10 protein-coding genes are annotated in these 12,745 nt (G+C 67.8%); 7 read left to right on the top strand and 3 right to left on the bottom strand.

The features are described 5' to 3' along the window. Window positions 1-2 precede the first annotated feature (2 nt). The 6 genes from EZ216_RS05065 (at window position 3) to EZ216_RS05040 (ending at window position 6,867) form a co-directional block, all read left to right on the top strand. Complete coding sequence (locus tag EZ216_RS05065) at window positions 3-500, top strand: VOC family protein (protein ID WP_135248468.1); 498 nt, start codon at window positions 3-5, stop codon at window positions 498-500. Continuing rightward, window positions 487-1,524 (top strand): D-cysteate sulfo-lyase, encoded by a 1,038-nt coding sequence (gene cuyA / locus EZ216_RS05060; RefSeq protein ID WP_135248467.1) that lies wholly within the window; start codon window positions 487-489, stop codon window positions 1,522-1,524. Before EZ216_RS05065 ends, cuyA begins: the two co-directional genes overlap by 14 nt. Before the next feature lie 137 nt (window positions 1,525-1,661). Beyond that, on the top strand, window positions 1,662-3,491 hold the full coding sequence (locus EZ216_RS05055; protein WP_135248466.1) for an FAD-dependent oxidoreductase: 1,830 nt from the start codon (window positions 1,662-1,664) through the stop codon (window positions 3,489-3,491). Beyond that, on the top strand, window positions 3,488-5,335 hold the full coding sequence (locus tag EZ216_RS05050) for a 2-oxoacid:acceptor oxidoreductase subunit alpha (protein ID WP_135248465.1): 1,848 nt from the start codon (window positions 3,488-3,490) through the stop codon (window positions 5,333-5,335). The genes EZ216_RS05055 and EZ216_RS05050 overlap by 4 nt, the downstream gene beginning before the upstream one ends. Beyond that, window positions 5,332-6,387, top strand: a complete 1,056-nt coding sequence (locus tag EZ216_RS05045; RefSeq protein WP_135248464.1) for a 2-oxoacid:ferredoxin oxidoreductase subunit beta — start codon at window positions 5,332-5,334, stop codon at window positions 6,385-6,387. The genes EZ216_RS05050 and EZ216_RS05045 overlap by 4 nt, the downstream gene beginning before the upstream one ends. 39 nt (window positions 6,388-6,426) lie before the next feature. Beyond that, window positions 6,427-6,867 (top strand): CBS domain-containing protein, encoded by a 441-nt coding sequence (locus EZ216_RS05040; RefSeq protein WP_135248463.1) that lies wholly within the window; start codon window positions 6,427-6,429, stop codon window positions 6,865-6,867. Between the two features lie 7 nt (window positions 6,868-6,874). On the opposite strand, the gene rsxB is transcribed toward EZ216_RS05040, so the two are convergent. The 3 genes from rsxB to EZ216_RS05025 form a co-directional block, all read right to left on the bottom strand. Then, the gene (gene rsxB, locus EZ216_RS05035; RefSeq protein WP_135248462.1) at window positions 6,875-7,540 is read right to left on the bottom strand and encodes an electron transport complex subunit RsxB; all 666 of its coding nucleotides are present in this window, start codon (window positions 7,538-7,540) and stop codon (window positions 6,875-6,877) included. Beyond that, entirely contained in the window at window positions 7,537-8,880 is a 1,344-nt protein-coding gene (locus EZ216_RS05030) for a polyhydroxyalkanoate depolymerase (protein ID WP_135248461.1), read from the bottom strand. The genes rsxB and EZ216_RS05030 overlap by 4 nt, the downstream gene beginning before the upstream one ends. 215 nt (window positions 8,881-9,095) lie before the next feature. Continuing rightward, window positions 9,096-10,298: an amino acid aminotransferase gene (locus tag EZ216_RS05025; protein ID WP_135248460.1), complete on the bottom strand. Its 1,203-nt coding sequence runs from the start codon at window positions 10,296-10,298 to the stop codon at window positions 9,096-9,098. A gap of 129 nt (window positions 10,299-10,427) precedes the next feature. Between EZ216_RS05025 and uvrB the strand changes: the two genes are divergently transcribed. Beyond that, window positions 10,428-12,530: an excinuclease ABC subunit UvrB gene (uvrB, locus tag EZ216_RS05020; RefSeq protein WP_135248459.1), complete on the top strand. Its 2,103-nt coding sequence runs from the start codon at window positions 10,428-10,430 to the stop codon at window positions 12,528-12,530. Window positions 12,531-12,745 lie beyond the last annotated feature (215 nt).

The following is a 12,745-nucleotide window of genomic DNA, read 5'->3' as shown; positions in this document are numbered from 1 at the left end:
GCATGACGCAACGACCCTTCAAGGTCTTGGGCATCCAGCAGGTCGCCATCGGCGGTCCCGACAAGCAGCGGCTGAAGAAGCTGTGGGTCGACGTGTTCGGCCTGGAAGTCACCGGCACCTTCCGCAGCGAGCGCGAGAACGTCGACGAGGACATCTGCGCGCTGGGTGCCGGCCCGCTCAAGGTCGAGGTCGACCTGATGCAGCCGCTGGACCCGGACAAGAAGCCCGCGGTGCACGCCACGCCGCTCAATCACATCGGCCTGTGGATCGACGACCTGCCCATGGCGGTGAAGTGGCTGGAGGGGCAGGGCGTGCGTTTCGCGCCGGGCGGCATCCGCAAGGGTGCGGCGGGATTCGACATCTGCTTCGTGCATCCCAAGGGCAACGAGGAGTTCCCTATCGGCGGCGAAGGCGTGCTGATCGAACTGGTGCAGGCGCCGCCCGAAGTGGTGAAGGCGTTCACCGCACTTGCGGGACAATCGGGGGATGGACCTTTCTAGATTTCCCCGCCGGCGCTACACGCCGTTCGCCACTCCGATCGAGTTCCTCCCCAACTTCTCCGCCGCATTGGCGGCCACCTGCCCGGGCGGCCAGGGCCCGCGCGTATGGATCAAGCGCGACGACATGCTGGGGCTGTTCCCCGGCGGCAACAAGACGCGCAAATTGGAGTTCCTGGTCGCCGACGCGCTGGCCCAGGGCGCCGACACGCTGATCACCTGCGGCGCGCCGCAGTCCAACCACTGCCGCATCACGCTGTCGGCCGCGGTGAAGGAGGGGCTGAAGTGCCGCTTCGTCATCGAGGAACGCGTCAAGGACAGCTACGACCCCAAGGCCAGCGGCAACAACTTCATGTTCCGCCTGATGGGCGTGGAGAAGATCACCGTGGTGCCCGGCGGCAGCGACATGGGCGCGGCGATGCGCCAGGTCGCCGAAGAACTGGCCGCCGAAGGCCGCAAGGGCTACATCGTTCCCGGTGGCGGCAGCAACGCGCTGGGCGGCCTGGGTTACGTGGCCTGCGCGCAGGAACTGCAGCAGCAGATGTTCGAGCAGGGCCTGTCGTTCGACCGCGTGGTGGTCGGCTCGGGCAGTTCGGGCACGCACGGCGGCCTGGTGGCGGGCTTCCTCGGCAACAACATCCGCATCCCGCTCGTTGGCATCGGCGTCAGCCGCGACCCCGCCGACCAGGAACCGCTGGTGCACAAGGAAGCGCAGGCCGTGATGGACCTGCTGGGCATGGGCATCACCGTGCCGCGCGAGGCGGTGAAGAGCGTGGGCGGCTACTGGCAGCCCAAGTACTCCGTGCCCAACGAGATGATGGTCGAGGCCGTGCAACTGCTGGCCCGCACCGAAGGCATCCCGCTGGACCCGGTGTACACCGGCAAGATCATGGCCGGCATGATCGGGCTGGCGCGCGAAGGCTTCTTCAAGCCGGGCGAGAACGTGCTCTTTCTGCACACGGGCGGGCTGCCTTCGCTGCACGCCTACGAAGCCGTCGTGCTGGGCGACGTGCCGGCGGCCGGCTGAGCTGGCCGCGGGCCGCGGCCTCGGGCAAACCCGTAGCCTGGCGCCGGGGGCCGCGCGCATAGTCCGGGAAGGGGCGGCAGGCGCCCCTCCCGGCCGGGCTGCAACGTCCGGCGGGCACTCGCAAAGGAGGCCCCGCCTTGCAGCGAACCGATACCGCCGATCCGGCCTACTTCCACAAGGTCGTCGATTGCCAGTACGCCTGTCCCGCCCACACCCCCGTTCCTGAATACATCCGCCTGATCGCCCAGGGCCGCTACGGCGACGCCTACATGGTCAACTGGGTGTCGAACGTCTTCCCCGGCATCCTCGGCCGCACCTGCGACCGCCCCTGCGAACCCGCATGCCGCCGCGGCCGGGTGGAAGAGGCGCAAGCCCAGCAGCCGGAGCCGGTGGCCATCTGCCGGCTCAAGCGCGTGGCGGCCGACCTGAAGGACGATGTGCGCGGCCGCATGCCCAAGCCGGGCCCGCGCAACGGCAAGCGCGTCGCCTGCATCGGCGCCGGGCCCGCCTCGCTAACCGTCGCGCGCGACCTGGCGCCGCTGGGCTACGACGTCACGGTGTTCGACGGCGAGGCCAAGGCCGGCGGTTTCATGTGGACGCAGATCCCGCGCTTCCGCCTGCCGGAATCGGTGATCGACGAGGAGACGGGCTACGTCTTCGCGCTGGGCGCGACCTTCGAGGGCGGCCGGCGCATCGAGTCGATGAAGGCGTTGCTGGCGCAGGGTTACGACGCGGTGTTCGTCGGCTGCGGCGCGCCGCGCGGCCGCGACCTCGACCTGCCGGGGCGCAAGGAGGCCGCCGCCCATATCCACGTGGGCATCGAGTGGCTGGCTTCGGTCTCCTTCGGGCACGTTGCCAGCATCGGCAAGCGCGTCATCGTGCTCGGCGGCGGCAACACGGCCATGGACTGCTGCCGATCGGCACGGCGCCTGGGCGGCACCGACGTGAAAGTCATCGTGCGCAGCGGCTTCGAGGAGATGAAGGCCTCGCCGTGGGAGAAGGAGGACGCGATGCACGAAGGCATCCCCATCGTCAACTACCACGTGCCCAAGGCCTTCGTGCACGACAACGGCCGGCTGACCGGCATGACCTTCGAGATCGTCAAGGCCGTGTACGACGAGCGCGGCCGGCGCAGCCTGGTGCCCACCGGCGAGCCGGAAGCCTTCTTCGAATGCGACGAGGTGCTGGTGGCCGTCGGCCAGGAGAACGCGTTTCCCTGGATCGAGCGCGACTGCGGCATTGCCTTCGACGACGGGGGCCTGCCCAAGCTGTCCAAGGACAGCTTCCAGTCCACGCTGCCGCACGTGTTCTTCGGCGGCGACGCGGCCTTCGGGCCGAAGAACATCATCACCGCGGTGGCGCACGGCCACGAGGCGGCGGTGTCCATCGACCGGTTCATCAACGGCCAGGACACGGCCACCCGGCCGGCGCCGATGACGAACCTGGTGTCGCAGAAGATGGGCATCCACGAGTGGAGCTACGACAACGACACCTCGCTGGACGCCCGCTTCAAGGTGCCCTGGGCCAAGGCCGAGCTGGCGTTGGCCAGCATCAAGGTGGAGGTGGAACTGGGCTTCGACGCGGCCACCGCGTTCAAGGAAGCGCAGCGATGCCTGAACTGCGACGTGCAGACCGTGTTCACGGAGAGCGCGTGCATCGAGTGCGACGCCTGCGTGGACATCTGCCCGATGGACTGCATCACGTTCACCGAGGACGGGACGGAAGCGGACGTGCGGCAGCGGCTGAAGGCGCCGGCGCTGAATCTGGCGCAGGACCTGTACATCGGCGGGCCGCTGAAGACGAACCGCATCATGGTCAAGGACGAGGATGTCTGCCTGCACTGCGGACTGTGCGCGGAACGCTGTCCCACCGGCGCGTGGGACATGCAGAAGTTCCTGCTCAACACCACGCAGGCAGGCCCCAAAGCCCGCGCGGCGCGCGCGGCAGTGCGGGGAGTGGCGGCATGACCGCGCGGCCGATCGAGGCGGTGAACGACTTCGTGGTCAAGTTCGCCAACGTCAACGGCTCGGGTTCGGCTTCGGCGAACGAATTGTTCGCCAAGGCCATCCTGCGCATGGGCGTGCCGGTGAGCCCGCGCAACATCTTCCCCAGCAACATCCAGGGCCTGCCCACCTGGTACGAGGTGCGCGTCAGCGAAGCCGGCTGGCTGGGCCGGCGCGGCGGCGTGGATCTGATGGTGGCGATGAACCCGCAGACCTGGGACGCCGACGTGGCGGAACTGGCGCCGGGTGGCTACCTCTTCTACGACAGCACGCGGCCACTGCCGCCTTCGAAGTTCCGGCCCGACGTCAACGTCATCGGCATGCCGCTGACCGAGATCTGCAACGCCGTCTACAGCGACCCGCGGCAGCGGCAGCTGTTCAAGAACATCGTGTACGTCGGCGCGTTGTCGGTGCTGCTGGACATCGACCCGCAGGTGATCGAGAAGCTGTTCGGCGAGCAATACCGGGGCAAGGAGAAGCTGCTGTCGTCCAACGTGCAGGCGCTGCACCTGGGCCGCGACTTCGTCAAGGAGCACCTGAAGTGGCCGCTGGGCCTGCAGGTGCGGCGCGCCGACAAGGTGGGCGACGGCATCTTCGTCGACGGCAACAGCGCCGCGGCGCTCGGCTGCGTGTACGGCGGCGCCACGGTGGCGGCGTGGTACCCGATCACGCCTTCGTCTTCGGTGGCCGAGGCGTTCCAGAAGTACTGCGGCAAGTACCGCGTGGACCCCGACACCGGGCAGAACCGGTACGCCATCGTGCAGGCGGAAGACGAGATCGCTTCCATCGGCATGGTGGTGGGCGCGGGGTGGAACGGCGCGCGGGCATTCACGGCCACCTCCGGGCCGGGCGTGTCGCTGATGACGGAGTTCATCGGCCTGGCGTACTTCGCCGAGATCCCCGTGACCATCATCGACGTGCAGCGCGGCGGGCCGTCCACCGGCATGCCCACGCGCACGCAGCAGGCGGATTTGGTCGCTGCAGCGTACGCGTCGCACGGCGACACCAAGCATGTGCTGCTCCTGCCGGAAGATCCTCACGAGTGCTTCGAGCATGCGGCGGCCGCGCTGGACCTGGCCGACCGGCTGCAGACGCCGGTGTTCGTGATGACCGACTTGGACATCGGCATGAACCAGCGGCTGTGCCGGCCGTTCGCCTGGCAAGAGGACCGGCGGTACGACCGCGGCAAGGTCATGACCGCCGAGGAGCTGGAAGCCGGCAGGGACTTCGGCCGCTACAAGGACGTGGACGGCGACGGCGTTCCGTGGCGCACGCTGCCCGGCACGCACCCCACCAAAGGCAGCTACTTCACGCGCGGCACCACGCGCGACCCTTACGCGCGCTATTCCGAACGCGGGCCGGACTACGTCTACAACGTCGAGCGGCTGCTGAAGAAGTTCCGCACGGCGGCCACGCTGATGCCGCAACCGGTGGTGCGCCAGGCCGCGCAGCCTACGCGGCTGGGCGTCATCTACTTCGGCAGCACCAGCCCGGCCATGGCCGAGGCGCTGGAGGTGCTGGAAGGCGAGGGCGTGCACCTGGACGCCATGCGGCTGCGCGCCTTCCCCTTCCCGGACAGCGTCTCGCGATTCATCGCCGCGCACGACAAGGTGTTCGTGGTGGAGCAGAACCGCGACGCGCAGATGCGCACGCTGCTGGTCAACGAACTGGAGGTCGATCCGGCGCGGCTGGTGAAGGTGCTTCACTTCGACGGCACGCCCATCACCGCGCGCTTCATCACCGCCGCGATCCTGAAGCACGTGGACGCGCCGGCCGCCGTGCACGTCATCACGGAGATGCAGAAATGACCTACATCGCCAAGCCGCTGCTGCACCATCCGACGCTGGAGAAGAATCGCGTCGGCTACACGCGCCGCGACTACGAGGGAAAGATTTCCACCCTGTGCGCCGGCTGCGGCCACGACTCGATCTCGGCCGCCATCATCCAGGCCTGCTGGGAACTGGACATCGAACCGCACCGTGTCGCCAAGCTGTCGGGCATCGGCTGCAGCTCGAAGACGCCTGACTACTTCCTGGGTGCCTCGCACGGTTTCAACACCGTGCATGGCCGCATGCCCAGCGTGTTGACCGGCGCCAACCTGGCCAACCGCGAGCTGCTGTACCTGGGCGTGTCGGGCGACGGCGACTCGGCTTCCATCGGCCTGGGCCAGTTCGCGCATGCGCTGCGCCGGGGCGTGCGCATGGCGTACATCGTGGAGAACAACGGCGTGTACGGCCTCACCAAGGGCCAGTTCTCCGCCACCGCCGACCAGGGGTCCAAGAGCAAGAAGGGCGTGGTCAACAGCGACAGCCCGGTCGACCTGGTGGGCCTGGCGCTGCAGCTGGGCGCCACCTACGTCGCGCGCGCCTTTTCGGGCAACAAGGCGCAGCTGGTGCCGCTGATCAAGGGCGCGCTGCGGCACGGCGGCGCCGCGTTCATCGACGTCGTCAGTCCGTGCGTGGCGTTCAACAACCACCCGGGCAGCACCAAGAGCTACGACTACGTGCGCGAGCACAACGAGGCGGTGAGCCGCATCGATTTCATCACCGGCCGCGAGGAGATCACCGCCGACTACGGCCCCGGTGAGGCGGTGGAAGTGCGCCAGCACGACGGCACATTGCTGCGGCTGCGCAGCCTGCACGAAGCCTACGATCCGACCGACCGCCACCGGGCCATGAGCTACATGCAGGAACACCAGGCGCGCGGCGAAGTGGTCACGGGCCTGCTGTACGTGGACCCGCTCGCCACCGACCTGCATGCCGCGCTGAACACCAGCGCGGCGCCGCTCAACGGGATGGACGCCGCGCAGCTGTGTCCCGGCACGGCGGCGCTGGACAAGCTGAACGCTTCGCTGCGCTGATCCGCATCCGGCGGCCGCGCCCGCCGAAGGAGGTGCCCCATGGACGAACGCAAGGTGTCCCAGTCGCTCGCGCACAAGCCGGTGCTGCACGTTGCACCTGAAACCAGCGTGCGCGAGGCGGCGCGCCTCATGACCGGCGCGAATTCCGGCAGCGTGCTCGTCATGTCGCCGCCCGACCGCCTGCTGGGCATCCTGACCGAGCGCGACCTGATGACGCGCGTCCTGGCGCGCTCGGTCGATCCCGACCGCACCGCGGTGCGCGACGTGATGACGCCGCAACCGATTTGCGTACCGCCGGAGACGCCTGTGTCCGAAGCGGTGCTGATCATGCTGGAGCGGGGATTCCGGCACCTGCCGGTGGTGCGCGGAGGCAAGGTGCTGGGCGTGTTCTCCGCCCGCGATGCGCTGCCGCGCGAAGTCGGCGCGGCCATGGGCATGGCCGAATTCAACGAGCAGGTGAACGACGCCGAGGGCGGGTGAGCGGCGCTCAGCCTTGCGGCGGTGCCTGGCGGCGTGCCTTCGCGCGGGCCAGCGCCGCTTCGATGATCGCGCGCTTGCGGTCGGCCTCGGCGCCTTCCGCGCCGTGGGTGTGGGCGGGCAGGTCGGCCAGTTTCGCTTCGGCCTTGTGTTCCAGCCGCTCGGCGTTCTCGCCATCCTCGCGCGCGACGCGCGCCTTGTGCGACTCGTAGCGCGTCAAGGCCTGCGCGGCGTCGGGTTCGCTCCATGCCTGCCAGCCGGTGCGATCACCCGTCACGTTCTCCAGGGAGATGCAGTCGACCGGACACACCGGCACGCACAGCTCGCAGCCCGTGCAGTACGGTTCGATGACGGTGTGCATGTGCTTGTTGACGCCGAGGATGGCGTCGGTCGGGCAGGCCTTCAGGCACAGCGTGCAGCCGATGCACCAGTCTTCGTCGATGACGGCCAGCGCGCGCGGGCCCTCCACGCCATGGGCCGCGCTGAGCGGAATCTCGGGACGGCCGGTGATGGCGGAAAGGCGGCGCACGCCTTCGGCGCCGCCGGGTGGGCACTGGTTGATGTCCGCTTCGCCCGCCGCCATGGCGCGGGCGTAGCCTTCGCAGTCGGGATAGCCGCAGCGCGTGCACTGCGTCTGCGGCAGAGCGGCGTGCAGCCGCCGCGCCAGCGGGCTCACGCCGCGGGCTCGACCGCCTTCTTGCGCGCGGCCGCCTTGGCGGGCGCGGGGCGCTGCGCGTTGGGCACCACCGGGCCATCGTTGAAGCGGGCGATGAATTCGCGCACCTGCGGGTAGACCACCTCGCGCCACTTGCGGCCCGAGAAGATGCCGTAGTGGCCCGCGCCCTTCACCTCGATGTGCTTCTGGCGCGCCTTGGGAACGCCGGTGCACAGGTCATGCGCGGCCTCCGTCTGGCCGGCGCCGGAGATGTCGTCCAGCTCGCCTTCCACCGTGAGGTGCGCGGTGGTGGTGATGTCCTGCGGGCGCACGCGCTCCAGGTCGCCGCTTTCGCTGATGACGTCCCAGGTGCCGTGCACCAGCGCGAATTCCTGGAACACCGTGCGGATGGTCTCGAGGTAGTAGTCCGCGTCCATGTCGAGCACGGCGTTGTACTCGTCGTAGAACTGGCGGTGCGATTCGGCCTTGTCGTCGTCGCCGGCCACCAGGTGCTTGAAGAAGTCGTAGTGGCTGGACAGGTGGCGGTCCGGGTTCATCGCCACGAAGCCGGTGTGCTGCAGGAAGCCGGGGTACACGCGGCGGCCGGCGCCCGGGAAGCTGGTCGGAACGCGGTAGATCACGTTGTTCTCGAACCATTCGAAGCTCTTGTTCATCGCCAGGTTGTTCACCGCGGTGGGCGACTTGCGGGCGTCGATGGGGCCGCCCATCATGGTCATGGTCAGCGGCGTGGTTTCGCCGCGGCTGGCCATCAGCGACACGGCCGCGAGCACCGGCACCGTCGGCTGGCACACGCTGATGACATGGCAGTTGCCGTAGATGCCTTGCAGGTGGCGGATGAATTCCTGCACGTAGCCGACGTAGTCGTCCATGTGGAACTCGCCTTGCTCCAGCGGCACGGTGCGGGCGTTCTTCCAGTCGGTGATGTAGACCTTGTGGTCCGTCAGCAGGCTGCGCACGGTGTCGCGCAGCAGCGTGGCATAGTGGCCCGAAAGCGGCGCCACCACCAGCACGGTGGGCTGGGCCTTCAGCTTGGCCAGCGTGTCAGGGTCGTCGGAGAAGCGCTTGAAGCGGCGCAGTTCGCAGAAGGGCTTGTCCAGTTCCACGTCTTCGTGGATGACCACTTCGTGGCCGTCGACCTGAACGGTCTCGATGCCGAACTGCGGCTTCTCGTAGTCCTTCCACAGGCGGTACATCAGCTCGTAGCCGGCGGCCACGCGCTGCGCCAGGGGGTTTTGGCCGAAGGGGGACACGGGGTTGCCGTATAGCTTTGCGGCGGCTTGCGCGAAGTCGGCGAAGGGCTCCATCAAGGAGCGCTGGGCTTCGTAGATCTGGTAAAGCATGGGTGAGCCCGTGGGAATGTTGCAATGCAATATAGCAGCCCCGAACCGCGGGCGCTCATCCGTGAAAACCGCAGGTGCTGTCCGGTGCGCGACCTCCAGCATGCCCCTTGCGGCGGCGCACCACCCGAAGGCGCGCGCCGGGCCACCGCGTGGGACAACGCCTGGAAACAAAAAAGCCGCCCGGAGGCGGCTTTTTCGAAGCTTGCGCCGTGGCCTCAGGCCGACAGCACCTTGGCGACGGATGCGCAGACGTGGTCGATGTTCTTGCTGTTGAGCGCGGCGACGCACATGCGGCCGGTGTCGGTGCCGTACACGCCGAACTCGCTGCGCAGGCGGACCATCTGGTCCTTGGTCAGGCCCGAGTAGCTGAACATGCCGATCTGCTGGCTGATGAAGGACATGTCTTCCTTCACGCCGGCGGCCTTGAGCTTGCGCACCAGCGCTTCGCGCATCTGCTTGATGCGCACGCGCATGCCGGCCAGCTCCTTCTCCCACAGCGCGCGCAGCTCGGGCGTGGTGAGCACGGTGGTGACCACCGTGGCGCCGTGCGTGGGCGGGTTGCTGTAGTTGGTGCGGATCATGATCTTCAGCTGGCTCAGCACGCGGCCGGCCTCGTCCTTGTCCTTGCAGACCACGGACAGGGCGCCCACCCGTTCGCCGTACAGGCTGAAGCTCTTGGAGAACGAGGTGGAGACGAAGAAGTCCTGGCCCGAAGCCACGAACTTGCCGATCACCGCGCCGTCTTCCGCGATGCCCTGGCCGAACCCCTGGTAGGCCATGTCCAGGAAAGGGACGAGCTTGCGCGACTTCACCGCGGCGATGACCTGGTCCCACTGCGCGGGCGTGATGTCGTAGCCGGTGGGGTTGTGGCAGCAGGCGTGCAGCACGACGATGGTGCCTTCCGGCGCCAGGTTCAGCGCGGTGAGCATGCCGTCGAAGTCGACGCCTCGCTTGGCGGCGCTGTAGTACGGGTAAGCCTCGACGGTGAAGCCGGCCTGGCTGAACAGCGCGCGGTGGTTTTCCCAGCTGGGGTCGCTGATCAGGACCTTGGACTTGGGGCTGACGAGGTGCAGGAAGTCGGCGCCGATCTTCAGGCCGCCGGTGCCGCCCAGCGCCTGCACGGTGGCGACGCGGTTGCTCTTGACGGGCTCGCTGTCGGCCCCAAATACGAGGCCGCGGACGGCCTGGTCGTACGCGGCGATGCCGTCGATGGGCAGGTAGCCGCGGGCCTTGGGCGCCTCCATCATCTGTTTTTCGGCCTTCTGCACGCACTCCAGCAGGGGCAACTTGCCGTTGTCGTCGTAGTACACGCCGACACCGAGGTTGACCTTCTGGGGGTTCGTGTCGGCGTTGAATTGCTCGTTGAGACCCAGGATGGGGTCGCGCGGGGCCATTTCGACGGACTGGAACAAAGACATGCGGAAGATCCTCTGGAGCTCTGGGGGTGGGGGCGCGGCCTGCTGCCGCTTCCTGGCAGCGCTTGCGGTACGCTGTCCGGTTCCTCGCGATTTTAAGCCGCCGCCTCACGACCATCCCAGCAGGACCCCATGCCAGAAACGATTGAAGCCATACCCCAGAAGCAAAACGGCGAGTTCATTCGTTTCCCTGATTCACCGTTCGAGCTGTTCCAGCCGTACCCGCCTTCGGGCGACCAGCCGCAGGCGATCGACAAGCTGGTGGAAGGCGTGAACGACGGCGAGGTTTTCCAGACCCTGCTGGGTGTCACGGGCTCGGGCAAGACGTTCACCATGGCCAACGTCATCGCGCGGCTGGGGCGGCCGGCGATCGTGTTCGCGCCGAACAAGACGCTGGCGGCGCAGCTGTACGCGGAGTTCCGCGAGTTCTTCCCGAAGAACGCGATCGAGTACTTCGTCAGCTACTACGACTACTACCAGCCCGAGGCGTACGTCCCGCAGCGCGACCTGTTCATCGAGAAGGACAGCTCGATCAACGAGCACATCGAGCAGATGCGCCTGTCGGCCACCAAGAGCGTGCTGGAGCGGCGCGACACGGTGATCGTGGCGACGGTCAGCGCCATCTACGGCATCGGCGCCCCCGAGGACTACACGCAGATGCGCTTCATCTGCCGCGTGGGCGACAAGATCGGCCAGCGCGACGTCATCGGCCAGCTGATCCGCATGCAGTACAGCCGCAACGAGCAGGACTTCTCGCGCGGCACTTTCCGCGTTCGCGGCGACACCATCGACGTGTTCCCGGCGGAACACTCGGAACTGGCCATCCGCATCGAGCTGTTCGACGACGAGATCGAATCGCTGCAGCTGTTCGACCCGCTGACGGGCCGCATCCGGCAGAAGGTGCCGCGATTCACCATCTACCCGTCCAGCCACTACGTGACGCCGCGCGAGAAGGTGGTGTCGGCCGTCGAGTCCATCAAGCTCGAGCTGGACCAGCGCCTGAAGGAGCTGGTGGACGCGGGCAAGCTGGTGGAAGCGCAGCGGCTGGAGCAGCGCACCCGCTTCGACCTGGAGATGCTCAGCGAGGTGGGGCACTGCAAGGGCATCGAGAACTACACGCGCCACCTCTCGGGCTCGCCGCCCGGCGCGCCGCCTTCGACGCTGACCGACTACCTGCCCAAGGACGCGCTGATGTTCCTGGACGAGAGCCACCAGATGATCGGCCAGCTGGGCGCCATGTACAACGGCGACCGCCAGCGCAAGACCACGCTGGTGGAGTACGGCTTCCGCCTGCCTTCGGCGCTGGACAACCGGCCGCTGAAGTTCGAGGAGTTCGAGACCCGCATGCGGCAGGTGGTCTTCGTGTCGGCCACGCCCGCGGCGTACGAGAAGGAGCACGCCGGCAACGTGGTGGAGCAGCTGGTGCGGCCCACCGGCCTGGTCGACCCCGAGGTGGAAGTGCGGCCGGCCACGCACCAGGTGGACGACGTGCTGCAGGAGATCCGCATCCGCGCCGAGAAGAACGAGCGCGTGCTGATCACCACGCTGACCAAGCGCATGGCCGAGCAGCTGACCGACTACCTGGCCGACAACGGCGTGAAGGTGCGCTACATGCACAGCGACATCGACACGGTGGAGCGGGTGGAGATCCTGCGCGACCTGCGGCTGGGCGCTTTCGACGTGCTGGTGGGCATCAACCTGCTGCGCGAAGGCCTGGACATCCCCGAGGTGTCGCTGGTGGCCATCCTGGACGCGGACAAGGAAGGCTTCCTGCGCGCGGAGCGTTCCCTGATCCAGACCATCGGCCGCGCGGCGCGCAACCTGCACGGCCGCGCCATCCTGTACGCCGACAACATGACCGAGTCGATGAGGAAGGCCATCGGCGAAACGGAGCGGCGGCGCGCCAGGCAGATCGCGCACAACGAGGCGCATGGCATCACGCCGCGCAGCATCAAGAAGGAAGTGCGCGACCTGATCGACGGCGTCTACAGCGAGAAGACGGCCAAGGAGCAGGAGAAGCAGGAGCTGCAGCGCGCGCTGGCCGAGGACATGTCGGAAAAGGACATCTCGCGCGAGATCAAGCGGCTGGAAAAGCAGATGCTCGAGCACGCCCGCAACCTGGAGTTCGAGAAGGCGGCGCGGGTGCGCGACCAGCTGGCGCTGCTGAAGGAACAGGCTTTCGGCGCCGCGGTGCACGACAACGTCGTGCCATTGCCGGCCGGCCGCAAACCCTGAGTCCGGCCAGCCGATGCCCGGCGGGAACCATCCCGCGACTGCCCAGTCTTATTACCCGAGCGCGCCGCCGGGTTTTCGGGTATACTTGACGGAAACGCTCAGGAAAACACAAGAAATGGCCGGTTCGACTGACGACCGGCGGGAGCCGGCAGGGTAGCGCCGGACATGGGTGGAGACGAACCGTCCCGGCAGGTGCTGGTGCGGTGCAGCAAACG

Source organism: Ramlibacter humi, assembly GCF_004681975.1.
In the GTDB taxonomy this organism is placed as follows: domain Bacteria; phylum Pseudomonadota; class Gammaproteobacteria; order Burkholderiales; family Burkholderiaceae_C; genus Ramlibacter; species Ramlibacter humi.
The sequence above is the reverse complement of the archived record's forward strand: the minus strand, read 5'-3'. Positions and strand labels throughout refer to the sequence as shown.